At 72.7% G+C, this 21998-nt stretch carries 23 protein-coding genes; 8 read left to right on the top strand and 15 right to left on the bottom strand.

The window, feature by feature from the left end; all coding sequences use genetic code 11:
* Positions 1-40 precede the first annotated feature (40 nt).
* Positions 41-1027, bottom strand: coding sequence for a 4-hydroxy-3-methylbut-2-enyl diphosphate reductase (locus tag AC0OLQ_RS05360; protein ID WP_484530413.1), 987 nt, complete (start codon positions 1025-1027; stop codon positions 41-43).
* Positions 1028-1183: 156 nt separating this feature from the next.
* Between AC0OLQ_RS05360 and xseA the strand changes: the two genes are divergently transcribed.
* Positions 1184-2398 carry an exodeoxyribonuclease VII large subunit gene (gene xseA, locus AC0OLQ_RS05355; protein WP_357335207.1) on the top strand — a complete coding sequence of 405 codons (1215 nt, stop codon included), beginning with the start codon at positions 1184-1186 and terminating at the stop codon, positions 2396-2398.
* 14 nt (positions 2399-2412) lie between these two features.
* Positions 2413-2625: an exodeoxyribonuclease VII small subunit gene (locus AC0OLQ_RS05350; RefSeq protein WP_357335205.1), complete on the top strand. Its 213-nt coding sequence runs from the start codon at positions 2413-2415 to the stop codon at positions 2623-2625.
* 37 nt (positions 2626-2662) lie between these two features.
* On the opposite strand, the gene AC0OLQ_RS05345 is transcribed toward AC0OLQ_RS05350, so the two are convergent.
* The 3 genes from AC0OLQ_RS05345 to AC0OLQ_RS05335 form a co-directional block, all read right to left on the bottom strand.
* On the bottom strand, positions 2663-3502 hold the full coding sequence (locus AC0OLQ_RS05345) for a hypothetical protein (protein WP_484530412.1): 840 nt from the start codon (positions 3500-3502) through the stop codon (positions 2663-2665).
* 238 nt (positions 3503-3740) lie between these two features.
* Positions 3741-4559, bottom strand: coding sequence for a hypothetical protein (locus AC0OLQ_RS05340; protein WP_357335200.1), 819 nt, complete (start codon positions 4557-4559; stop codon positions 3741-3743).
* Between the two features lie 111 nt (positions 4560-4670).
* On the bottom strand, positions 4671-5366 hold the full coding sequence (locus tag AC0OLQ_RS05335; RefSeq protein ID WP_484530411.1) for a DUF4245 domain-containing protein: 696 nt from the start codon (positions 5364-5366) through the stop codon (positions 4671-4673).
* Positions 5367-5525: 159 nt separating this feature from the next.
* Between AC0OLQ_RS05335 and glpX the strand changes: the two genes are divergently transcribed.
* Together glpX and AC0OLQ_RS05325 are read left to right on the top strand one after the other, a co-directional pair.
* The gene (gene glpX / locus AC0OLQ_RS05330; RefSeq protein ID WP_091313972.1) at positions 5526-6557 is read left to right on the top strand and encodes a class II fructose-bisphosphatase; all 1032 of its coding nucleotides are present in this window, start codon (positions 5526-5528) and stop codon (positions 6555-6557) included.
* Positions 6554-7555: a DMT family transporter gene (locus AC0OLQ_RS05325; RefSeq protein WP_484530410.1), complete on the top strand. Its 1002-nt coding sequence runs from the start codon at positions 6554-6556 to the stop codon at positions 7553-7555. The genes glpX and AC0OLQ_RS05325 overlap by 4 nt, the downstream gene beginning before the upstream one ends.
* On the opposite strand, the gene AC0OLQ_RS05320 is transcribed toward AC0OLQ_RS05325, so the two are convergent.
* The gene (locus AC0OLQ_RS05320; protein WP_484530409.1) at positions 7524-8441 is read right to left on the bottom strand and encodes an NAD-dependent epimerase/dehydratase family protein; all 918 of its coding nucleotides are present in this window, start codon (positions 8439-8441) and stop codon (positions 7524-7526) included. The two genes, AC0OLQ_RS05325 and AC0OLQ_RS05320, sit on opposite strands and share 32 nt — an antisense overlap.
* Positions 8442-8576: 135 nt before the next feature.
* Here AC0OLQ_RS05320 and AC0OLQ_RS05315 point away from each other — a divergent pair, with 135 nt between their 5' ends.
* Positions 8577-9269: a TetR/AcrR family transcriptional regulator gene (locus AC0OLQ_RS05315; RefSeq protein ID WP_484530408.1), complete on the top strand. Its 693-nt coding sequence runs from the start codon at positions 8577-8579 to the stop codon at positions 9267-9269.
* Positions 9270-9288: 19 nt separating this feature from the next.
* Here the strand turns inward: AC0OLQ_RS05315 and AC0OLQ_RS05310 are convergent, their stop codons facing one another.
* From AC0OLQ_RS05310 to AC0OLQ_RS05285, 6 genes are all read right to left on the bottom strand, one after another.
* Positions 9289-10257 (bottom strand): NAD(P)/FAD-dependent oxidoreductase, encoded by a 969-nt coding sequence (locus AC0OLQ_RS05310; protein WP_484532276.1) that lies wholly within the window; start codon positions 10255-10257, stop codon positions 9289-9291.
* Positions 10258-10364: 107 nt separating this feature from the next.
* Positions 10365-11027 carry a rhomboid family intramembrane serine protease gene (locus AC0OLQ_RS05305; protein ID WP_484530407.1) on the bottom strand — a complete coding sequence of 221 codons (663 nt, stop codon included), beginning with the start codon at positions 11025-11027 and terminating at the stop codon, positions 10365-10367.
* A gap of 101 nt (positions 11028-11128) precedes the next feature.
* On the bottom strand, positions 11129-11809 hold the full coding sequence (locus AC0OLQ_RS05300; protein WP_484530406.1) for an aggregation-promoting factor C-terminal-like domain-containing protein: 681 nt from the start codon (positions 11807-11809) through the stop codon (positions 11129-11131).
* A 276-nt stretch (positions 11810-12085) separates the two neighbouring features.
* Positions 12086-13498 (bottom strand): RNA 5'-3' helicase PhoH2, encoded by a 1413-nt coding sequence (gene phoH2 / locus AC0OLQ_RS05295; RefSeq protein ID WP_357335184.1) that lies wholly within the window; start codon positions 13496-13498, stop codon positions 12086-12088.
* A gap of 401 nt (positions 13499-13899) precedes the next feature.
* Positions 13900-14328, bottom strand: coding sequence for a hypothetical protein (locus tag AC0OLQ_RS05290; protein WP_484530405.1), 429 nt, complete (start codon positions 14326-14328; stop codon positions 13900-13902).
* The gene (locus tag AC0OLQ_RS05285; RefSeq protein WP_107078638.1) at positions 14325-14666 is read right to left on the bottom strand and encodes a hypothetical protein; all 342 of its coding nucleotides are present in this window, start codon (positions 14664-14666) and stop codon (positions 14325-14327) included. The genes AC0OLQ_RS05290 and AC0OLQ_RS05285 overlap by 4 nt, the downstream gene beginning before the upstream one ends.
* Before the next feature lie 264 nt (positions 14667-14930).
* Here AC0OLQ_RS05285 and AC0OLQ_RS05280 point away from each other — a divergent pair, with 264 nt between their 5' ends.
* The 3 genes from AC0OLQ_RS05280 (at position 14931) to otsB (ending at position 16783) form a co-directional block, all read left to right on the top strand.
* On the top strand, positions 14931-15371 hold the full coding sequence (locus AC0OLQ_RS05280) for a helix-turn-helix domain-containing protein (protein ID WP_357335179.1): 441 nt from the start codon (positions 14931-14933) through the stop codon (positions 15369-15371).
* A 163-nt stretch (positions 15372-15534) separates the two neighbouring features.
* The gene (locus tag AC0OLQ_RS05275) at positions 15535-15888 is read left to right on the top strand and encodes a hypothetical protein (RefSeq protein ID WP_091314007.1); all 354 of its coding nucleotides are present in this window, start codon (positions 15535-15537) and stop codon (positions 15886-15888) included.
* A gap of 70 nt (positions 15889-15958) precedes the next feature.
* Positions 15959-16783, top strand: a complete 825-nt coding sequence (gene otsB / locus AC0OLQ_RS05270; protein WP_484530404.1) for a trehalose-phosphatase — start codon at positions 15959-15961, stop codon at positions 16781-16783.
* Between the two features lie 9 nt (positions 16784-16792).
* Here the strand turns inward: otsB and AC0OLQ_RS05265 are convergent, their stop codons facing one another.
* The 4 genes from AC0OLQ_RS05265 to AC0OLQ_RS05250 all read right to left on the bottom strand — a co-directional run bounded on the left by AC0OLQ_RS05265 (position 16793) and on the right by AC0OLQ_RS05250 (position 21671).
* The gene (locus tag AC0OLQ_RS05265; RefSeq protein ID WP_357335173.1) at positions 16793-17563 is read right to left on the bottom strand and encodes an isoprenyl transferase; all 771 of its coding nucleotides are present in this window, start codon (positions 17561-17563) and stop codon (positions 16793-16795) included.
* A 31-nt stretch (positions 17564-17594) separates the two neighbouring features.
* The gene (locus AC0OLQ_RS05260; protein ID WP_484530403.1) at positions 17595-18731 is read right to left on the bottom strand and encodes a geranylgeranyl reductase family protein; all 1137 of its coding nucleotides are present in this window, start codon (positions 18729-18731) and stop codon (positions 17595-17597) included.
* Positions 18732-18935: 204 nt separating this feature from the next.
* Positions 18936-19790 (bottom strand): hypothetical protein, encoded by an 855-nt coding sequence (locus tag AC0OLQ_RS05255; RefSeq protein ID WP_484530402.1) that lies wholly within the window; start codon positions 19788-19790, stop codon positions 18936-18938.
* A gap of 39 nt (positions 19791-19829) precedes the next feature.
* A complete protein-coding gene (locus AC0OLQ_RS05250; RefSeq protein ID WP_357335165.1) occupies positions 19830-21671 on the bottom strand; it encodes a phosphoenolpyruvate carboxykinase (GTP) in 1842 nt (613 codons plus the stop codon).
* Between the last annotated feature and the right edge of the window lie 327 nt (positions 21672-21998).

Below are 21998 nucleotides of genomic sequence, written 5' to 3'. Positions count from 1 at the left end.
ACCGGTTGGACGTGGTCGGCGGCGGTTTCGTTCCGGCCGGTCAGCCGCGGGCCGCCGCGGCCTTCAGGTCGCGCTTGAGCTCCTGCGGCAGCGAGAAGGTCAGCCGCTCGTTGGCGGTGGTGATCTCCTCGACGTCGGCGAAGCCGCGCTCGGCCAGGTGCGCGAGCACCTGCTGGACCAGCTCGTCCGGGACGCTGGCGCCCGAGGTCAGCCCCACGGTGCGGGCCCCCGCCAGCCAGGCGTCGTCGATCTCGTGGGCGAAGTCGACCAGGTAGCCGGCCCGGGCGCCGGCGTCCAGCGCCACCTCGACCAGGCGGACCGAGTTGGACGAGTTCCGCGAGCCCACCACGATCACCACGTCGCAGTCCGGGGCGATCTCCTTCACCACGTGCTGCCGGTTGGAGGTGGCGTAGCAGATGTCGTCACTGGGCGGCGACTGGAGCAGCGGCAGCCGCTGCTTGAGCCGGGCGACCGTCTCCAGGGTCTCGTCGACCGAGAGGGTGGTCTGGGAGAGCCAGACGACCTTCTCCGGGTCGCGCACGGTGATCTTGTCGGCGCCGTCCGGGCCGTCCACCAGCTGGATGTGCGCGGGCGCCTCACCGGCGGTGCCGACGACCTCTTCGTGCCCCTCGTGGCCGATGAGCAGGATGTCGTAGTCCTCGGCGGCGAACCGCCGGGCCTCGTGGTGCACCTTGGTGACCAGCGGGCAGGTCGCGTCGATCGCCTTGAGCGAGCGCGCCTTGGCCTGCTCGTAGACCTCGGGGGCCACGCCGTGCGCGGAGAAGATGACGGTGGCGCCCTCCGGCACCTCCTCGTTCTCCTCCACGAAGATCGCGCCCTTGGCCTCCAGCGTCTGCACCACGTGCTTGTTGTGCACGATCTGCTTGCGGACGTAGATCGGCGCGCCGTAGAGCTTCAGCGCCTCCTCGACGGTCTGCACCGCCCGGTCCACGCCCGCGCAGTAGCCGCGGGGCTTGGCCAGGAGCACGCGCTTGCCGGTCCGGGGAGTCGTCTCAGCATCAGTCACCCGACCATCGTACGTGCCCGTTCTTTACCGGCAGCGCGCTCGTCGCCGCCGCCCGAGCTGTCGATCATGAGGTTTGCGGCGGCTCCGGAGATCGACATCGCCGTCAACCTCATGATCGACGCGGGCCTCGTCGGGGGTGGGCCTTAGGGTGGGCGGGTGAGCGAAGCGGATCGGAGCACGTCCGAGGAGCCGTGGCCGGTCCGGGTGGTCAGCCAGAAGATCGGGGCCTGGATCGCCCGGCTGGGGTGGGTGTGGGTCGACGGTCAGATCGCGCAGATCAGCCGGCGGCCGGGGGCGAGCACCGTGTTCCTCACCCTGCGTGACCCGTCGGCTGATCTCAGCCTGACCGTCACCACCAACCGCGACGTGCTCGACGCGGGCGCGCCGGAGCTGAGCGAGGGCGCCCGGGTGGTGCTGCACGCCAAACCCGAGTTCTACGCCGCCCGGGGCACGCTGAGCCTGCGCGCCGACGAGATCCGCCAGGTCGGGCTGGGCGAGCTGCTGGCCCGGCTGGAGAAGCTCAAGAAGCTGCTGGCCGCCGAGGGCCTCTTCGACCGGTCCCGCAAGCGCCGGCCGCCGTTCCTGCCGGGCCGGATCGGGTTGATCACCGGCCGCGCCTCGGCCGCCGAGCGGGACGTGCTGACCAACGCCCGCCGCCGCTGGCCGGCCGTGGAGTTCCGGACAATCAACGTGGCGGTGCAGGGGCCGAGCGCGGTGCCCGACATCGTCGGCGCGCTCAAGGTGCTCGACGCCGACCCGACGATCGACGTGATCATCATCGCCCGGGGCGGCGGCGGCATCGAGGACCTGCTGCCCTTCTCCGACGAGGCGCTCTGCCGGGCGGTCTTCGCCTGCCGCACGCCGGTGGTCAGCGCGATCGGCCACGAGACCGACACGCCGCTGCTCGACTACGTCGCCGACGTACGCGCGTCGACGCCGACCGACGCGGCCAAGCGGATCGTGCCCGACCTCGCCGAGGAGGTACGCCTCATCGGCCAGGCCCGGTCCCGGCTGGAGCGGGCGGTGCGCAACCTGGTCGACCGGGAGCAGCACCGGTTGGACCTGCTGCGCTCCCGGCCGGTGCTGGCCCGCCCGCAGGTGATGGTCGACCAGCGCGGCACCGATGTGGCCGCGCTGCGCGACCGGGCCGGCCGCTGCCTGGACCACCGGCTCGGCGCCGCCGGCGACGATCTGCGGCACACCCTGGCGCGGCTGCGCGCCCTCTCCCCCGCGGCCACCCTCGACCGGGGCTACGCCATCGTCCAGCGCGCGGACGGCCACGTGGTCCGCGCCGCGTCCGAGGTGGCCAAGGGCGACCCGCTGCGGATCCGCCTCGCCGAGGGCGAGCTGACCGCCACCGTGGACGGCTGATGGAATGGGACCCGATGACTGACACGAAGAAGGACGAGCAGCTCAGCTACGAGCAGGCCCGGGCCGAGCTGGCCTCGGTGGTCGAGCGGCTGGAGGCGGGCGGCACCTCGCTGGAGGAGTCGCTGGCGCTCTGGGAGCGCGGCGAGCAGCTCGCCGGGATCTGCCAGCGCTGGCTGGACGGCGCCCGGGCCCGGATCGACGCCGCCCGGCAGCGCGCCGAGGACTGAGCGGCGGGACGGCCGGAGCCGTCCCGCGCCGGCACGCTCAGTTGAACAGGTTGTAGAACTCGGCCGGCGCCTCGACGACCTGGTCGGCCGGGGGCTTCTGCGCGGCGGCGGCGTTGCCGTAGTCGGAGTAGGAGATCTTCACGTCCTGCGCGGCGCTGTTCCCGGCGGCCGGGATCTGGAGCACCAGCTCGCTGAGCCGGCCCTGCGGGTCGACCTTGGCGGTGAACGGCACCGACTGGGCCTGCGCGCCGAGCGCGGTGATCACGGCCGGGTCGAGGGAGCCCGCCTCGGCCGCCTTCGACACGTCGACGGTGCCCGCGTACGCGCCGTCGCCGGTCTGCCGCACCTCGGTGACGCCCTTGGTCAGCACCGCGCTGCCGGCCGGGTCGACCTGGTCGAAGTCGAAGCCGAGCGCCCGGTTGCCCTGGATCCGGGTCTGGTCCAGGTGCTGGTACTTGCCGAGGTTGAGGTTCTTCAGCCCGGGCACGCTGGCCGCGGCCTTGCCGCCCAGCTCCAGCTTGACCCAGCTGTCCGGCTTGTAGTGGATCAGGTCCAGCTTCATCATCAGGTCCGACGACGGGTCGCCGATGGTCATCCGCATCTCGGCGCTCTGGCTGGGCTCGTGCACCTGCCCCTCGGCGGTGGAGCCCGCGCCGGACATGGTGAACCGGAAGTTCCCGTCGCGGATCGCGTTGGTGGAGTCGAGCAGGGCCTGCTTGGCGTCGCCGGCGGGCGTGCCGCTCGGGGCGATGCTGCCGGAGGCGGCCGGGGTCGCGGAGGCACCGGCCCCGGCGGTCCCGTTGTCGTTGCACGCGGCCAGGCCGGGGATGAGCAGCGCCGCGGCGAACGCGGTGGCGCTGAAGCGTCGAATGTTCACGTCAACCTCTCCAGGTGGGTCGTCCGGCCCACGGAGGTGCCGGAGTCGGGGCGCCGCAGCCCGGACGGCGGCTCCGGCGCACGAACCCGATCCGGTGTGGTCGGCCCCGGCGGGCTCGTGCCCCCTTCTGTTCCCTGAAGCGGTGTTCCGCAATCCCTGTCCGGTCCACGGAGGGTGACCTCCGGTGCCGGCGGGCGGCGGTCGGGGACGCCCTGAGCCGTCCCCGACCGCTCCCGGATCAGCCCTTGAACATCTCGTAGAGGCTGGCGGGCGCCTCGACGACCTGGGCGGCCGGCGGGGCCTGCACCGCCGTGGCGGTGCCGTAGTCGGCGTAGGTGACGGTCACGGCCTGCGCCTCGGCGGCGCCGGCGGCCGGCACCTGCACGGCGAACTCGCTGAGCCGACCCTGCGCGTCGAGCTTCGCGGTGAACGGCACGGCGCTGGCCTTGGTGCCGAGGGCCTTGAGGGTCTCGGCGTCGAGCAGGTCCGAGTCGGCGGCCTTGGTGGCGTCGATGGTGCCCTCGTAGGTGCCCTCGCCGGTCTTCTTGACGTCGGTGATCGCCTTGATCATCTTGTCGCTACCGGCCGGGTCCACGTCGCTGAAGTCGAAGTTCAGCTCGTCCGCGTCCTTGACCTTGGTGCGGTCCAGGTGCTGGTACTTGCCCTTGGTCGCCTTGAAGCCCGGGATGGCGTCGGCCATCGCGCCGTCCAGGTCGAGCTTGAGCCAGCTGTCGGTGTCGATGAACACCATGTGCATGGTCATCGAGATGTCGTCGCCGGCGGTCGCGCCGCTGGACATCTTCATCTCGGCGCTCTTGGACGGCATGTGCACCTTGCCCTCGCCGTTGAACTCGCCTCCCTTGATGGCGAAGCTGAAGTTGCCCTGCTGGATCTCCTTGGTGGAGGCGGCCAGCGCCTCCTTCGGGTCCGCGGGCACCGCCGGGGCGGTGGACTTGCTGTCGGCGGTCGGCGAGTCGGCCTCGGTCTTGCAGGCGGCCAGACCGGGGACGAACAGGGCGGCGGCGAGGACGCCGACGCTCCACCGTCGAATGTTCACGTCGATCTCTTTCCGGTTGTGTCCGGGACGCGTCACGCGTACCGGTTTGTCGGGCCCGGGCAGCCTAGCGGACCGGCGACGGCCCCGGGGGGCACCGGCGACGGGAGCGGTTCAGCGCAGCGCCGTGGCCAGCTCGCGCAGCTCCGCCTCTCCGGCGTCACCGACCACCAGCACCGTGCGGTTCGGCTCGAGCAGGACGAGGGCCTGCTCGTTGCCCCGGGCGGTGTACCGCTGCCAGCTCGCGCCGCCGGGCAGGTCGGCCGGGCCTTGCGGCTGACCTTCGCTCAGCTCGACCGGCAGCAGCTTCTCCGCCGGCACGTTGCTCTCCACCAGCTGGGCGCCCCGGCCCTCCGGGGTCAGGTAGCCGATGCGCAGCGTCCCGCCGCCGGATTCGGCCTGGTAGCGGGCACTGACCGTACGCCAGTTGGAGCCCAGCCCCTGCGGCTCGGCGACCGGGAAGGCGTTGGCCGAGCGGGCCTGCTCGAAGGCGGGCGCCGGGTCGACGGTGACCGGCTGGTCCCCGCCGAGGAAGCCCCGGTAGAAGGCGAGCAGCAGGGCGATCGGGACCAGCAGCACCAGCAGCGACAACGCCATGTCCTTCGGCGACCGCTCGGACCGGGCCTTCTCCTTCCGCGCGGGCGGCGCGGGGTGCTCCCCGGCGTCGGCCGGCGGCGCGGGCGCGCTCGACTCGACCAGGGCCGGTTCGCCGGCCGGCGGGGTCGCCCCGGCGGTCGGCCGCACCGGCGGCTGGCCGTCCGGCGGGGTGGCGTCGGTCGGTACGCGGTCGACAGGCTGTGCGGGTTCCACCCGACCATTCTCGCAGCCGTCCGGGTGACGTGATCCTGGCCTCCTCCGCCCCGCTCCCGCATCGAACCTGCGATCGTGTGAGGATCAGCGACAAAGCCGGCGGCGGCGACGGCCGCATCCCGCCGGTCCACCCCGCAACGTCGCGAGGAGGAAGCCGTCATGACAACCACCAGGACGCGGACCCCGCAGGATCTCGACCGTAATCTCGCCCTCGATCTGGTCCGGGTCACCGAGGCCGCGGCCATGGCCGCCGGCCGCTGGGTCGGCCGGGGCGACAAGGAGGGCGGCGACGGAGCCGCCGTCGACGCCATGCGCAAGCTCATCAACTCGATCCCGATGCGCGGTGTCGTGGTGATCGGCGAGGGCGAGAAGGACAACGCCCCGATGCTCTTCAACGGCGAGGAGGTCGGCGACGGGACCGGTCCCGAGGTGGACGTGGCGGTCGACCCGATCGACGGCACCACGCTGATGAGCAAGGGCATGCCGAACGCGCTCGCCGTGCTCGCGGTGGCCGAGCGGGGCGCGATGTTCGACCCGAGCGCCGTCTTCTACATGGAGAAGCTGGCCGTCGGCCCGATGTACGCCGACGTGGTCGACATCAACGCCGGGGTGGCCGAGAACATCCGCCGGATCGCCAAGGTCAAGGGCACCGACCCCGCCGAGGTGACGGTCTGCGTGCTGGACCGGTCGCGCCACGACGACCTGGTGAAGCAGATCCGGCGGACCGGGGCGGGCATCCGGTTCATCTCCGACGGCGACATCGCCGGCGCCATCGCGGCGGCCCGGGGCGAGTCGGACGTCGACGTGCTGATGGGCATCGGCGGCACTCCGGAGGGCATCACCGCGGCCTGCGCGCTGAAGTGCATGGGCGGCATGATGCAGGCCAAGCTCTGGCCCAAGGACGCCGAGGAGCGGGAGAAGGCGCTGGCCGCCGGGCACGACCTGGACCGGGTGCTCTTCACCGACGACCTGGTCACCGGCGACAACTGCTTCTTCGTGGCCACCGGGGTGACCTCGGGCGACCTGCTGCGCGGCGTGCGCTACCGGGCGGGCGGGGCGTACACCCAGTCGATCGTGATGCGCTCCAAGAGCGGCACGATCCGGGTGATCGACTCCTACCACCGGCTGGAGAAGCTCGCGCTCTACTCGGCCGTCGACTTCGACGGGCGTCCCCTGGCCGAGCAGGAGTGATCGCGACCGGGACGGCGGCGCCCCCGACGCTGCCGGCCGCGCGGCGGATCGCCGGCACCGGGCTGGCCACCGCCTCGGGGCTCGCGGTGGCCGTCCAGTCCCGGATCAACGGAGAACTCGGCGTACGGCTGGCCGACGGGATCGCCGCCGCGGTGGTCTCGTTCGGCCTGGGCCTGCTGGTGCTGCTGGTGCTGGTCCCCGCCACCCCCGGTGGCCGGCGGGGACTGGCCGCCCTGCGGGCCGCGCTCCGGGACGGCTCGCTGCGGCCGTGGCAGTGCCTCGGCGGGGTCTGCGGCGCCTTCCTGGTCGCCACCCAGGGGCTGACCATCGGCACCCTCGGCGTGGCCGTGTTCACGGTCGCCGTGGTGGCCGGGCAGTCCGGCAGCAGCCTGCTGGTCGACCGGGCCGGCATCGGCCCGACCGGGCGGCAGTCGGTCACCCCGAACCGGCTGGTCGGCGCGGTGCTCACCGTGCTGGCCGTGCTGCTGGCGGTGGGCGACCGCCTCGGCGACCCGGGCGCCCTGGCGCTGGCCCTGCTCCCGATGGCGGCCGGGGTGGGCATCGCCTGGCAGCAGGCGGTGAACGGCCGGGTCCGGGGGGCCGCCGGCAGCGCCCTCACCGCCACGCTGGTCAACTTCACCGTCGGCACGGTGGCGCTGCTCGTCACCTTCGCGGTGGAGGTGGCGGTCCGCGGCCGCCCGGCCGGCGGTTTCCCGGCCGAGCCGTGGCTCTACCTGGGCGGCCCCATCGGCATCGTGTTCATCGCGCTGGCCGCCGCCATCGTCCGGTTCACCGGCGTGCTGCTGCTCGGCCTGGCCACCATCGCCGGGCAGATCGTCGGTGCCGTCCTGCTGGACGCGCTGCTGCCCACCGCCGCCTCGCACCCCACGCCGACCACCCTGCTGGGGGCGGCGCTGACCCTGGTCGCGGTGCTGGTCGCCGCGGTCGGGCCAACCCCGCGACCGGTCAACCGCGCAGCGCCGCCACCGTCTCCTTGACCGCCCGGTCGAGCGGGCTCGGCTCGACGCCGAGCGTGGCGGTGGCGGCGGTCGAGTCCATCACGTACGGCCGGGCGAACTGGTACGCGGTCTCCCGCAGTTCCCGCACGAACGGGTTGGTCAGCCCGCCGAGCCAGAGCACCGGGTACGGCATCCGGGTCAGGCGCGGCGCAGGCGCCCCGACCAGGGCCGCCGCCCGGCCGGCCAGGTCCCGCATCGACACGGCGGGCGCGCTGGGCACGTGCCAGGCCCGCCCCCAGGCCCGCTCGTCGGTTGCGGCGGCGACCAGGGTGCGGGCGACGTCGGGAATGTACGTCCAGGTGTGCGGGGCGTCCCAGTCGACCGGCAGGAACGCCCGCTGCCCGGCGAGCGCCCGGGGCAGCACCATCATGGCCAGCGAGGTCCCTTCCGCGCCCAGGTAGTCGGAGCCGCGTACCTCGGTGATCCGGGCCCGGCCCGCCCGGTGCGCGGCCAGCGCCTCGGCCCACATCCGGTTGCGGACCCGCCCCTTGGTGCCGGTCGCGGCGAGCGGGGTCGCCTCGGTCATCGGGGTGTCGACGGGGCCGTACCCGTAGAGGTTGCCGACGGTGGCGAGCACCGCGCCGGTCCGCTCGGCGGCGGTGAGCAGCGCGGCGGACAGCGGCGGCCAGTCCAGCGGCCACCGGTGGTACGCCGGGTTGGCGCAGTTGTGCAGCGCCACCGCGCCCTCGGTCAGTGCCGTCAGCCGGTCCGCGTCGGCGGCGTCGGCGGCGATCCGTTCGATCGCCGGGTGCGCGGGTCCGGTGCCGCGGCGGGTCACCACCCGCACCCGGTCGCCGCGCTCGGCGAGGAGGCGGGCGGTGGCGGTGCCGACGGGTCCGGCGCCGACGATCACGTGCAGGGCCATGAGGGCCATCCTTCGAAGCAGGGGTCCAATTCGAGAGCAGCGCTCTCACAACAGAGCATGACTGGTCCCGGCCCGTTCGTCAAGAGCAGTGCTCTCGGTTTTGATTGCCGCTCTCATCCGTGGCAGAGTGGAGGCATGGTCGCTCCCTCGCTCCGCGCCCGGGTCCGGGCCGGCATGATCGACGAGATCAAGGCGGTCGCCCGCCGCCACCTGGCCACCGACGGCGCCAACCTCTCGCTCCGCGCGGTCGCCCGGGACATGGGCATGGTCTCCTCGGCGATCTACCGCTACTTCCCCAGCCGCGACGACCTGCTCACCGCGCTGATTCTCGACGCGTACGAGGCGCTCGGCGACGCGGTCGAGGCGGCCGACGCCGGCACCGACCGGGCCGACCTGCGCGGGCGCTGGCACGCCGCCTGCCGGGCCGCCCGGGCCTGGGCGCTGGCCCACCCCGCCGAGTACGCCCTGCTCTACGGCAGCCCCGTCCCCGGCTACGCGGCCCCGGACGACACCGTGGCGCCGGCCCAGCGCCCCCCGGTGACGCTGGTCGGCATCCTCCGCGACGGGGTGGCGGCCGGCCGGCTCGACCCGTCCGGCGAGGAGCTGCCCGAACCGCTGAGGTCGGACGTGGCCGAGCTGGCCGCCCTGCTCGCCATGGAGGTGCCGCCCGCGCTGCTGGCCCGGGGCATGGCCGGCTGGACCCAGCTCTTCGGCTTGATCAGCTTCGAGCTGTTCGGCCGGATCAACCGGACCCTGCCGCACCGCGACGAGTACTTCGACCACCAGACCGGGCTGATGGCCGACCTGATCGGCCTGCCCGTCGCCTGAGCCCCGGTGGTGCCGTCGCTCAGGTGCCGTCGGAGGAGTGGCCCGGGAAGAGGTGGGCGCTCGGGTCGATGACGACCGCCGCGTTGTTGATCGCGGTGGCCGCCTCGCCGAAGCCGGTGGCGATCAGCCGGACCTTGCCCGGGTACTCGGTGATGTCCCCGGCCGCGAAGACCCGGGGCAGGTTGGTGGCCATCGCGCTGTCGACCACGATGTGCCGCCGGTCCAGGTTCAGCCCCCACTCGGCGAGCGGACCGAGGTCGGCGGTGAACCCGAGCGCGGCCACCACGGTGTCCACCGGCAGGGTCTCCACCGCGCCGCCGCGTACGGTCAGCTCGGCGCCGGTGACCCGGTCCTCCCCGTGCAGCCGGCTCACCTCGCCGTTGACCACGATCCGCACCGGCAGCGCGCGCACCCGGTCGACGGTCGAGGCGTGCGCGCGGAACCGGTCCCGCCGGTGCACCAGGGTCACCGAGCGGGCGATCGGGGCCAGCGTCACGGCCCAGTCGAACGCGGAGTCGCCGCCACCCACGATCAGCACGTCCCGGCCGGTCAGCTCGGTCGGCTGCGGTACGAAGTAGACGATCCCGGCGCCCACGAAGCTGTCCGCGACCGGCAGCGGCCGGGGCGTGAAGCTGCCCAGCCCGCCGGTGACCAGCACCGCGCCGCAGTGCAGCTGGTCACCGCCGGCCAGCCCGAGCACCGGCCGCCCGTCCAGGTACGACAGCTTCTCCGCGCGCACCCCGAGCAGGTACTCCGGGCGGAAGGGGGCGGCCTGGGCGACCAGGTTGGCCACCAGCTCCCGCCCCTTGATGGCCGGGAACCCGGCGACGTCGAGGATCAGCTTCTCCGGGTACATGGCGGTGACCTGGCCACCCGGCTCGGGCAGCGCGTCGATCACGGCCACGGAGAGCCCCCGGAACCCGGCGTAGTAGGCGGCGAACAGCCCGGCGGGGCCGGCCCCGATCACGGCGACATCGACCTCGCGCATGGCGTACCGTCCCGTCACTTCGCCAGGGGATCAACGCGTGCTGATCTCGACGGTAGGCGGGCCGGTGGCCGCGGGCAAGCACGTCCCGCCGGCGGGTGGACGTGCCGTCAGGGCATGGTGACCGGGGGTGACCCGAGCCGGTCGGGCCCCGCGGTCTCCGCCGGTCGGCGGCGGAACAGGATCGCGGCGACCGCCCCGCCGAGCAGCCCGAACAGGTGCCCCTGCCAGGAGATGCGCTCGTCGGTGGGGAGGATGCCGAGCAACTGCCAGCCGTAGAGCAGGCCGACCAGGAGCACCACGGCGAAGTTCCACCAGCTGCGCTCGACGATGCCGCGGGTGAGCAGGATGCCGAGGTAACCGAAGATCACGCCGCTCGCGCCGACCACCACCGAGTTGGGGGAGCCGGTGAACCACACCCCCAGGCCGCTCACCAGGATGATCACCAGCGTGGACCAGAGGAACCGGCGGGTGCCGGCGGCCAGCACGAAGGTGCCGAGCAGGATCAGCGGGATGCTGTTGCTGTAGAGGTGGTTCCAGCCGGCGTGCAGGAACGGCGAGAAGAAGATGCCGTCCAGCCCCTGGATGTGGTGCGGGATGATGCCGGCGGTGACGTCGAGGTCGGCGCCCAGGCCGACGTCGACGGCCTCGATGAGGAACAGCACCGGCACGACGGCGCACATGGCGACGAAGGCGCGGCCGAGCGAGGCGTAGAACGCCTCGGTGCCGAACCGGTGGGGGTCGCCGCCCGTCGGGCCGTCATGCCAGGTCATCCGTCAAGAGCTATCAGCAATCGGGGCGCACCGCCACCCGAGCGGGGACACGACGACGGCGGGGCGTGCGAATCTCCGCACCCCCCGCCGTCGGTGTCCGATCAGTACCAGCCGGAGCTCTGCGAGTGCTGCCAGGCGCCGCACGGGTCGTCGTACCGGCCCTCGATGTAGCCGAGGCCCCACTTGATCTGGGTGGCCGGGTTGGTCTTCCAGTCGTCGGCCACCGAGCCCATCTTGCTGCCCGGCAGGGCCTGCGGGATGCCGTACGCGCCGGACCCCTCGTTATAGGCCTTGTGGTTCCAGCCGCTCTCCTTGGTCCAGAGCTTGTCCAGACAGGGGAACTGGTCCATGGCGAAGCCCTCGTCGAGCATGATCGCGCAACCGATCTTGCGGTTGCCGCTGAACTCCTCGCAGGAGGACGGGATCGGGCCGTCGTACGGCTTGGCCTCGGCCTTCGCCGCGGCCTCGCGCTCCTTCTTGCGCGACGCGGCCGCCGCCTCGGCCTGCTTGGCGCGCTCGGCGGCCTCCTTGGCCGCCGCCGCGGCCCGCAGCTTCGCCTGGTACTCGGCGGCCCGCTGCTTGGCCGACTCCAGGCGGTGGTCGGCCTGAAGGTCGCGCTGGTACGCGTACTCCGTCCGGTCGACCTCCAGGCCGACCTGCGCGGTCAGGCCCTGTTGCTGGGTCTGTCGGTCTTCGCCCAGATAGAAGCCGCCGGCGACGCCCACGGAGAGCAGCGCGACAGCGGCCGTACGGGCACCGAACCGGCTCCACAGCCGACTCACGAAGTGTCCCTTCGTCGGGGGCAAGGACACGGCGCGACGCGTGGCCCTGGAGCGGCCGCGCCGGCGCCGTGAGCGCCCCGACCCTCGCGGTCGCAGCCGACGCACCGGTGTTCGTGGCTCTCCGCCATGCCGTGGCGAACGATGCTCGACGATCTTCCTGGTGCGTGGGCGCTCGTTGGACACCATTGCGCACAGTGAGGCCGATGGGAAACCAAGGACGCGGAATGTGATCTGCGCCACAGGGAAAACAGGGCCAAACTCGGGCAAACCTCAGGCTCAGAGCGGGATGTCCTCCAGCAGATCGGTGACCATCGCGGCGATCGGAGAACGCTCCGAACGGCTGAGGGTGACGTGGGCGAAGAGGTGATGACCCTTCAGCGCCTCGATCACCGCGGTCACCCCGTCGTGCCGCCCGACACGGAGGTTGTCCCGCTGGGCCACGTCATGGGTGAGCACCACCCGCGAGCCCTGACCGATCCGGGACAGCACGGTGAGCAGGACGCCGCGCTCCAGCGACTGGGCCTCGTCGACGATGACGAAGGCGTCGTGCAGGCTCCGGCCGCGGATGTGGGTCAGCGGCAGGATCTCCAGCAGGCCCCGCGAGGTGACCTCCTCCAGCACGTTCTCGTGCACCACCGCGCCGAGGGTGTCGAAGACCGCCTGGGCCCACGGCGACATCTTCTCCGACTCCGAGCCGGGCAGGTAGCCCAGCTCCTGGCCGCCGACCGCGTACAACGGGCGGAACACGACGACCTTTTTGTGCCGGCGGCGCTCCATCACCGCCTCGAGGCCGGCGCAGAGCGCCAGCGCGGACTTGCCGGTGCCGGCCCGCCCACCGAGCGAGACGATGCCGATCGACTCGTCCAGCAGCAGGTCGAGCGCGACCCGCTGCTCCGCCGAGCGGCCGTGCACGCCGAACGCCTCCCGGTCGCCCCGGACCAGCCGGACGGTCTTGTCCGGCAGCACCCGGCCGAGGGCCGAGCCCCGCGCCGAGTGCAGCACCAGGCCGGTGTGGCAGGGCAGGCCGGCGGCGGCGTCGAGGTCGAGCGTCTCCCCCGCGTACAGCCGGCCGATCTCCTCCTCGGCCAGCTCCAGCTCGGCCATCCCGGTCCAGGTCGGGTCGCTGGCCTGGCCGTGCCGGTACTCGTCCGCCCGCAGGCCGACCGAGGCCGCCTTCACCCGCAGCGGCATGTCCTTGCTGACCAGGGTCACTTCGCGCCCCTCGGCGGCGAGGTTGAGCGCCACGGAGAGGATGCGCGCGTCGTTCGACTCGTTCCGGAACCCGGGCGGCAGCACCCCGTCGTCGGTGTGGTTCAGCTCGACCCGGAGGGTGCCGCCCTGGTCGTTGGCGGGCACCGGCCGGTCCAGCCGGCCGTGCCGCACCCGCAGCTCGTCCAGCATGCGCAGCGACTGCCGGGCGAACCAGCCCAGCTCGGGGTGGTGGCGCTTGCCCTCCAGCTCGGAGATGACCACCAGCGGCAGCACCACCTCGTGCTCGGCGAAGCGGTGGAACGCCGCGGGATCGGAGAGGAGGACCGAGGTGTCCAGGACGAAGGCCGGTCCGGCTGGTCGGGGCTCCTCGGTGCCGGCGGACGCGGCGGCCGCGCGGCGGCTGCGGGTGGTCCGGCGGGTCGGGGCGGTCGCGGCCGGGGTCTGGTCGGCACCGGCGGGGGTACGGCGAGTGGTCACAGGCCTGCTCCGCGGATGGGCACCCGGCCACCCGAGTTCCGCCTCTTCCGGTGCCCGGTGGACACGGGGTCGGATGCGGGCCCCGTGCGCGAGGTCGCAGGTCCGGGCTGTCCGGCTGGCCCGGGAAAACCCCGTGCCATGCCTAGACGCTAATCGCCGCAACGCCAGTCGGCTAGTGGTCGGCGTTGATCTCGGACCCTTCTTCGTTCGCGCGACTGCGGGCTCGCAACACCGGCTCACTCCTCGCGCTCACGCCTTGCCGGGAGATGAACGGGCGCGGCGAACCGGCCGGGATGCATGCCCCCTGCGCGCATCCCGGCCGGCGGAGCCCCGTCACCGGTCTGACGGCGGCTCCGACGGTGCGCGTCCGCCGCGGACGGCACACCGTGTCTGGGCGGACCTCAGCCCTGCCGCCGGACCAGGGTCCCGGTCCGCGACCCCCCGCCGGCCGCGCCGAACGAGGAGCCGGTGTACGTGGTGCCCTGTCGGGTGGCCAGCCCGCCGAGCTGGGTGGTCGTGGTGGCCCGCAGGGCCGGGCCGGACGTGGCCCGGGCGGTGACCGCGGCGGGGACGGCGGTGCCGGCGAACGGCGCGGTGCGCCCGGCGGGCCCGGTCATCACGGCCGGGGCCGGGCCGGCCAGCGCGGAGGCGATGGCCGCCTGGGCGTCCCGGCGGCGCCGGTTCCAGGCGCCCCGGTCGCCGTCGAAGTAGCCCTGGCGGTAGCCGAACCGGTAGCCGATGCGGTAGCTGAGCTGGCCGTGCAGCCGGCCCGCCGCGTAGCAGGTCGAGCCGAGCACGAGGACCAGCACGACGGCGAGAAAGGGGCTCATCGCTCGTCCGCCCCGGGCAGGGGGTCGACGACCAGCAGCCGCTCCAGGTCGGCGGTGCTGACCTCCTCGACCAGTTCGACGCTGATCCGGCAGCCGTCGACGATCACCTCGGCCACCGAGGCCCGGCGGATCTCGCCGCCGGCGTCGTAGACCCGGACGCTCAGCTCGGGGCAGCCGAGGTGGGTACGCCAGGCGTCCCACTCGTCGCGGTCGCCGACGCTGAGGGAGAGGTAGCGGCAGCCCCGGGCGAGGTAGAGCCGCCACGGGGCGCTCAGCCCGGCGGTCACCCCTTCCGCGATCAGGCCGAAGGCCTGCGCACGGGTCGCGAGCTCGGTCACGAGACCCCCTCGACACCCGCGGAGTGACGCATATGAGCACTCGTCGTCTCATGCACGTGACACACCGTAAGTTGTCTCATGAGCGTGACAGTATCAGCTTTTCGTCTGTTTACCGCCGTACTGGCGTCCATCTATTCTGCCCGGGTGACACCCCTCAGGAACAGCGCTGGATCGTTTACCGAGAATCGTGGATCACCGTCACGTCGGCGTGACAGCAGCGTGCCGGGACGCGACGCGGAGACCGACTGGTCGTACCGTCACGGGGTGACCGAGACCGCGAACGCACGGAAGATCGCCTTCGCCACCTTCGTCCGGCGCGCGCTGGAGGACGCCCGCGCCATGCGGGCCTGGAGCGGCACCGAGGTCTCCCGGCGCACCGGTGTCTCCCGCCAGACCATCAACCGCTGGGTACGCGGCGACTGGGCCAGCGACCCCGAGGCCGAGCGGGTGGTCGCCTTCTGCGAGGGGCTGGGGCTCAATCCGGCTGCCGCGTTCGCCGCCCTGGGCTGGGACCGGGCGGCCACCCCCCGCGCCACACCCACCCCGCCGCCGATGGACCCGGACGTCGAGGCGCTGCTGCGCCGGCTGGTCGACCCGAACGTCTCCGACGCGGAGAAGTTCCACATCCGGGAAACCATTCGTTATCTCGCTTATCGCCCAACCCTTCCGGTCGATGTCCGAAATAGAGGAAAACAAGTCGGCTAGTTCCTCAGATGGCGAAAGAACGGAGGGCCAGACCCGATCGTTTCGCCTCGGGGCCGGATCGGACACGCTAGCGTCCACGTTTGTACTGCTAAGGGCTCGTCATCGGCGGGGGGACGGGACACAGCCGAACCCAGCCCTGCGGGACAGAAGGAGGGGTCTGTCCATGACCCTGAAATGGTTGGCAGTCGTGGTCGCGGTGGTGTCGGTGACATCGTGCGTGACCGGCAACGTGGTGGTCGGCGTGCTGGACGGCGGGCAGCTTCCCCTGGTCGTCAATCTCTTCGCGCTCATCACGGCCGGCACCGCGGTGGTCCTCGCCGTCGTCGCCGAGCTGCACGACCGGCTCAACGACCGGGTCAGCGCGCTCACCGAGTTCCTGGTGGCGCGGCTCAACGAGATCGAGGCGCACACCGGCGACCGGAACACCGGCTTCGTGGAGGGCTACCTGCTGAGCCACGGGCAGGAAGCGGCCGTGGTGCCGTTCGGGCGCCGGGGACGGGGAGCCGCCGAACGCTGATCTCCCGCGTCGTCCCGGCGTCACCTCTCGGCCACGAATACGCCGCAGTGACCGGGGTACGCTGACGCGCGTGCCGCCGTTGAATCTGGGCAACCACCAGCCGAAGACTCCGTTGGACGCCGAGCACGCGTGGCGCGCCACCGCCGCCCGCGCCGGCGACACGGTGCTCTTCTTCGACTTCGACGGCACCCTCGCGCCGGTCGACGACGACCCGACCGCGGTCCAGCCCGCGCCGAAGGTGCTCGCCGCGCTGGAGGCGCTCGCCCCGCGGGTACGCCGGATCGCCATCGTCTCCGCGCGCCCGGTGGAGTTCCTCCGCGACCACCTCGGCGGCCTCGCCGGCATCGACCTCTACGGCCTCTACGGTCTGGAGCACAGCCACTCCGGCGGCGGGACCGTCACCGAGCCGGCCGCCCTGCCCTGGGTGCCCACCATGGCCGAGCTGGCCGAGCAGGCCCGCGCCGAGTTGCCGCCCGGCGCCCTGGTGGAGTTCAAGCGGCTCTCCGTCGCCCTGCACTGGCGCACCGCGCCCCAGCTCGGCGACCTCGTGCAGGAGTGGGGCCGGGCCCGCGCCGAGCGGCTGGGCCTGCGCTGCCAGGCCGGGCGCATGGTGCTGGAGCTGAAGCCCCCCGTCGACCGGGACAAGGGCATGGTCATCGGCGAGGTCGTCCGGGACGCCGGCGGCGCCTGGTACTTCGGCGACGACGTCTCCGACATCAAGGCGTTCGCGGCGCTGCGCGCCCGGGCCGCCGGCGACCCGCAGTTCCTCGGCGTCTGTGTCGCGGTGGCGAACCCGGAGACCGGTCACGAGGTGGCCGACGCCGCCGACCTCACCCTCGACTCCCCCGCCGCCCTCGGCGACTTCCTCACCGAGGCGCTTCCCCACCTGGGCTGAGGCCGCGCCTCAGGCCCCGTAGCGGCGTTGCCGGTTGGCGTAGGAGCGCAGGGCGCGGAGGAAGTCCACCCGGCGGAAGTCGGGCCAGTTGAGTTCGCAGAAGTAGAACTCCGAGTGCGCGCTCTGCCAGAGCATGAAGCCGGAGAGACGCTGCTCGCCGCTGGTCCGGATGATCAGATCCGGGTCGGGCAGGCCCTTGGTGTAGAGGTGCTCGGAGATGTGGTCGACGTCGATCGAGTTGGCCAGCTCCTCGACCGTGCCGCCGGTCGCGGCGTGCTCCAGCAGCAGCGAGCGGACCGCGTCGGCGATCTCGCGCCGGCCGCCGTACCCGACGGCGATGTTGACCTGGGCCCCGCCGCCGCGCTGCCGGGTGCGCTCCTCGGCCGCCTTGAGCGCGGCGGCGTGGTGCGCGGGCAGCACGTCGAGGGCGCCGACCATCCGCAGCCGCCAGGGGTTGCCCTCCTCGGCCAGCTCCGTGGTGAGGTCCTCGATGATCTGGAGCAGCGGGTCCAGCTCGGCGGCCGGCCGGGAGAGATTGTCGGTGGAGAGCAGCCAGAGCGTGACGTGCCCGACACCGGCGGCGTCGCACCAGCGCAGCAGCTCCTTGATCCGCTCGGCGCCCATCCGGTGGCCGTCGTTCGGGTCGACGAAGCCCATCTCCCGGGCCCATCTGCGGTTGCCGTCGCACATCACGCCGACGTGCCGGGGCACCGGCTTGCCCGCGAGCTTGGCCGTGAGCCGGCGCTCGTACACGGAGTAGAGGAGTTTCCGCAGAGTCATCACCTTGCAGGGTAGCGACCCGCGCGGAAGATCAGTGTCTCGGTGGCCCATCGCGCCGGGCGAGGCCGAAGCCGATCATGCCCAGGGTGCGGGCGTCGAGACGCCCGTCACCCAGTCCCAGCTCCACCACGGTCCGGTAGACCCGGTCGTCGCGGCGGGCGGCGCGGACCGCCCCGTCCACCACCCACCGGCGCCGGGCCAGCCAGGCCGCCACCGAGCTGTGCCGCAGGTGGGTGCCGAGCCGGCGGCGCAGGGCGTCGGCGTACCGGCGGGCCGCCCGGTGCGGGGTGCCGGCCGCCGCGGCGCCGGCCAGGGCCCCGGAGCGCAGCGCGTAGAAGATGCCCTCGCCGGTGAACGGATTGATCAGCGAGAGAGCGTCGCCGGCCAGCACCACCCGGCCCCGCCCCGGCGCCGGCCGGTGGGTGGAGAGCGGCAGGTGGTGGGCGCGCAGGCCGGTCACCGCCGCCGGATCGGTGCCGGGGAGCAGGGCGGCCAGCCGGTCCAGCAGATGGGCGCGGGTCAGCGGCTCGCCGCGCAGCACCTCCCCGTACCCGACGTTCGCCCGTCCGTCACCGATCGGGAAGGACCAGGCGTACGCCGGCCAGCGCGGCGACGAGGTGACGATGAGCTGCTCGGGCGGGCCCGGGCGGGCCGGGGCGTAGCCCCGGATGGCGAGCGCCAGGTGCCGGTCCGGGTTCACCGGGTGGCCGAGCGTGCGGCGCAGCACCGAGCCGGCCCCGTCCGCCCCGACCACCGCCCGGGCGGCCAGTTCCCCGTCGAGCACCACCCGGTCCTCGCGCACCTCCACCTCGCGGACGGTGTGCCGGCGCAGCTCAGCGCCGGCCGCGGTCGCCGCCGCCACCAGCCGCGCGTCGAACACCTGCCGGGGCACCGTGTACGCGGGCCGGGGCAGCGCCCGGGCCACCGTGCCGCCACCGGGGCCGATCAGGCGCAGCGCGGGCAGCGGCGCGTACCCGTCGACCGCCCCGGTCACCCCCAGCTCGGCGAGGACGTCCAGCGCGTGCGCGGCGATGCCGTCCCCGCACGCCTTGTCCCGCGGAAAGTCGTACCGGTCCAGCAGCAGCACCCGCTCGGCCCCCGCACGCCGCGCGCCGAGCGCGGCCGCCGCCCCGGCAGGCCCCGCCCCGACAACGATGACGTCCCACACACCCCCATCCTCCCCGCTGACCTCCCCACCCCGCCCCCGCCGCGCCCCACCCGATCCCGTTGATCATGAGCTTGGCGGCGGTAAAGAAGATCGACACCGCCGCCAACCTCATGATCACCCGGCGAGATGGCCGTCCGGGGCCCAGTGGGGTTGATCAAGGAGTTTGGGTCGGGATTCGGCCGTTGCGTGACGCGGACCTCTTGATCAACGCGGCGAGGACGGCGGGGTGCTGCGGCGGAGGGAGTAGAGGGTCACCAGGGCGGCCGTCAGGAGAGGGGCGCCGTCGCGGATGAGGCCGTCCAGGCCGAGGAGCCACCAGCAGAGCGGGAGGTGGACGGCGAGGGTGGCGATGGTGATGACGACCAGCAGCTTGCGGGCCCAGGGGCGGTCGCGCATCAGGAACGCGGTGCAGAACAGCACCGCATAGCTGACCGCGATGCCGGCGGCGAACCAGAACAGCACCGCGGGCACCGCACTGATCCGCCCGTCCAGGATCGACCCGGTCGCGACCAGGGCCGGCACCAGCATCAGCGGGCTGTAGGTGAAGGCGGCGACCCGGGCGGTGAGCAGCCAGGCGGTGACCGGCGGGCGCTTCGGGACGACCTCCCGCCAGGAGATCACCCCGCCCTCGACGACCAGGCCCTTGCGGTGCCGGACCAGGTGCCCGCCGACCGTGTCGGAGCGGTAGAGCAGCGCCACCACCGCGACGCAGAGCGCGGTGAGCACCCCGAAGCCGAGCAGCCCGGGCAGGGGCGGCACGCCCGCCCGGGGCACGACCAGCCGCCCGACCGCGAAGACCGTGGTCACCGCGAGGATCAGCCCGAACGGTTTCGCCACCGCCCGGCCCCGCTTGACGTGCCCGATCAGCACCAGGAAGCCCAGCGAGCGCAGCATCGCCCAGCCGGTGCGGACCGCGAGCCCGAACTCCTGCTCCGGGGCGTACCAGTAGTTGAGCAGCTCGACCGCGACGGTGGCCCCCGCCGTGACGGCGAGCAGGGTGGTCAGCGCCCGGACGGCGGACGGCCGCCGGACCTCGACAGGTTCGGCGGCCGTCCTCATGGCATCCGGTGTTGCCCGGTGCGGGCTTTCGTCACACCTCTACTTCTGCGGCTCCGCGTCGAGCCGGGCGCGCAGCGCGTCCAGCTCGGCCCAGAGGACGCCGGGGAGCTTGTCGCCGAACTTCTCGAACCACTCGGTGACCAGCGGCAGCTCGTTGCGCCACTCCTCCGGGTCGACCTTGAGCGCGATCCGGACGTCCTCCGGGGTCATGTCGAGGCCCTCGACGTCCAGCGCGTCCTGGGCCGGGACCATGCCGATCGGGGTCTCGACTGCCTCGGCCCGACCCTCCAGGCGCTCGATGACCCACTTGAGCACCCGGGCGTTCTCGCCGAAGCCCGGCCAGAGGAAGTTGCCCTCGGCGTCCTTGCGGAACCAGTTGACGTAGTAGATCTTGGGCAGCTTGGCCTCGTCGCCGTCGGCGCCCTTGCCCATCTCGATCCAGTGCCGGAAGTAGTCGCCGGCGTGGTAGCCGATGAACGGCAGCATGGCCATCGGGTCGCGGCGCACCACGCCGACCGCGCCGGAGGCGGCGGCGGTGGTCTCCGAGGAGAGCGTCGCGCCCATGTAGACGCCGTGCACCCAGTCGCGGGCCTCGGTGACCAGCGGGACGGTGTCCCGGCGCCGGCCGCCGAACAGGATCGCGTCGATCGGCACGCCGTTCGGGTCGTAGTAGTCGTCGGCCAGGATCGGGCACTGCGTGATCGGGGTGCAGAACCGGCTGTTCGCGTGCGAGGAGAGGCTGTCGCTCTCCGGCGTCCAGTCGTTGCCCTTCCAGTCGATCAGGTGCGCCGGCGGCTCACCCATGCCCTCCCACCAGATGTCGCCGTCGTCGGTGAGGGCCACGTTGGTGAAGACGGAGTTGCCGCGGTCCAGCGTCCGCATGGCGTTGGCGTTGGTCTTCCAGTCGGTGCCCGGCGCGACGCCGAAGAGGCCGTACTCCGGGTTGATCGCGTAGAGGCGGCCGTCCGGGCCGAACCGCATCCAGGCGATGTCGTCACCGATGGTCTCGACCTTCCAGCCCGGGATGGTCGGCTCCAGCATCGCCAGGTTGGTCTTGCCGCAGGCGGACGGGAAGGCGCCCGCGATGTGGTAGACCTTGCCCTCCGGCGAGGTGATCTTGAGGATCAGCATGTGCTCGGCGAGCCAGCCCTCGTCACGCCCCATCACGCTGGCGATCCGCAGCGAGTAGCACTTCTTGCCGAGCAGCGAGTTGCCGCCGTAGCCGGAGCCGAAGGACCAGATCTCCCGGGTCTCCGGGAAGTGCGAGATGTACTTGGTGTCGTTGCACGGCCAGGCGATGTCCTGCTGGCCCGGCTCGAGCGGGGCGCCGATCGAGTGCAGCGCGTGCACGAAGTCGGCGTCGTTCCCCATCGCCTCCAGGATCTTCTCGCCCATCCGGGTCATGATGCGCATCGAGGCGACCACGTACGGGCTGTCGGTGATCTCGACGCCGAACATGGGGCTCTCGGCCTCGACCGGACCCATGCAGAACGGGATGACGTACATGGTGCGCCCGCGCATGCACCCGCGGTACAGCTCCGTCATCGTCCGCTTCATCTCGGCCGGCGCCATCCAGTTGTTGGTGGGGCCGGCGTCCGCCTCGTCGACGGAGCAGATGAAGGTGCGCTCCTCGACCCGGGCGACGTCCGTCGGGTCCGTCCGCGCGTAGAACGAGTTGGGCTTCTTCTCGGGGTTCAGCCGGATCAGGGTGCCCTTTTCGACGAGCTCGTCGGTGAGGCGGCGCCACTCCTCGTCGGACCCGTCCACCCAGACCACCCGGTCGGGAGTGGTCAGTTCCGCGACCTCACGTACCCAGGCGAGCAGTTTGGGGTGGGACGTCGGGGCCTGATCGATACCCCGAACAGTAGCCGGAGCAACCATGTCACATCTCCTTGTGGTCGACGCTGACCGATGTATGGGATGCACGAGTTCTGGCGAGCCGGTGCGCCGCCTTCGTGGAAACCTGGGATTGGGCTCAGCGTAAACCGGGCTGCCTCCCCAGTCAGTGGGACTGGTTGTGAAGAACTGCACAAGGTACGGCCACGCTGCGGCATCGCGATCTCTTACCCGCTTTCGCGCGCAGTTTCACGCAAATCTTGCGAAGAACCTTCGACGGGCCGGTACGCCGCCAACCCCGCGGAGGCGTCCGACGGGCGAAACCGGCTCGCCGTTCCCGTCCACAATTCCGCCACGGGCGGTTACGCTCCG

The organism is Micromonospora sp. Utrum1 (assembly GCF_057197805.1).
Note: the sequence above shows the minus strand (reverse complement) of the source record. Positions and strands in the feature narration are given on the sequence as shown.

Coding starts and splice junctions, on each gene's coding strand:
- glpX (WP_091313972.1), top strand. CDS start 5,526: ATGACAACCACCAGGACGCGGACCCCGCAGGATCTCGACCGTAATCTC.
- AC0OLQ_RS05265 (WP_357335173.1), bottom strand. CDS start 17,563: ATGACTCTGCGGAAACTCCTCTACTCCGTGTACGAGCGCCGGCTCACG.
- AC0OLQ_RS05315 (WP_484530408.1), top strand. CDS start 8,577: ATGGTCGCTCCCTCGCTCCGCGCCCGGGTCCGGGCCGGCATGATCGAC.
- AC0OLQ_RS05275 (WP_091314007.1), top strand. CDS start 15,535: ATGACCCTGAAATGGTTGGCAGTCGTGGTCGCGGTGGTGTCGGTGACA.
- AC0OLQ_RS05305 (WP_484530407.1), bottom strand. CDS start 11,027: ATGACCTGGCATGACGGCCCGACGGGCGGCGACCCCCACCGGTTCGGC.
- AC0OLQ_RS05290 (WP_484530405.1), bottom strand. CDS start 14,328: ATGAGCCCCTTTCTCGCCGTCGTGCTGGTCCTCGTGCTCGGCTCGACC.
- AC0OLQ_RS05350 (WP_357335205.1), top strand. CDS start 2,413: ATGACTGACACGAAGAAGGACGAGCAGCTCAGCTACGAGCAGGCCCGG.
- AC0OLQ_RS05310 (WP_484532276.1), bottom strand. CDS start 10,257: ATGCGCGAGGTCGATGTCGCCGTGATCGGGGCCGGCCCCGCCGGGCTG.
- AC0OLQ_RS05250 (WP_357335165.1), bottom strand. CDS start 21,671: ATGGTTGCTCCGGCTACTGTTCGGGGTATCGATCAGGCCCCGACGTCC.
- AC0OLQ_RS05320 (WP_484530409.1), bottom strand. CDS start 8,441: ATGGCCCTGCACGTGATCGTCGGCGCCGGACCCGTCGGCACCGCCACC.
- AC0OLQ_RS05255 (WP_484530402.1), bottom strand. CDS start 19,790: ATGAGGACGGCCGCCGAACCTGTCGAGGTCCGGCGGCCGTCCGCCGTC.